This window comes from Bradyrhizobium sp. Ken01 (assembly GCF_055807355.1).
On record NZ_JBVVPC010000194.1, the window covers coordinates 1 to 279 of the forward strand.

General features: G+C 52.0%; 1 pseudogene. It reads left to right on the plus strand.

The annotated features are described in order from the left end of the window. A pseudogene (locus AC0L3S_RS39320) lies at window positions 1–279 on the plus strand (deaminase); the annotation flags it as partial.

The following is a 279-nucleotide window of genomic DNA, read 5'->3' on the forward strand; positions in this document are numbered from 1 at the left end:
GCTCAACGAGCAACAGGTAGATGAACTGGCGAACCGGATGGTGGTGCAACAAATTTCTATCGCCTCGACGGTGCCGATTGGCACGCTGCATATGCCGCTCAAACAGTTGCACGACAAAGGCGTAAAAGTGATGACTGGCACTGACAGCGTTATCGACCACTGGTCGCCTTATGGTCTGGGCGACATGCTGGAAAAAGCCAATCTGTACGCGCAGCTCTATATTCGTCCTAACGAACAGAACCTCTCACGCTCGCCTTTTTCATTCAGCGGCAATACATC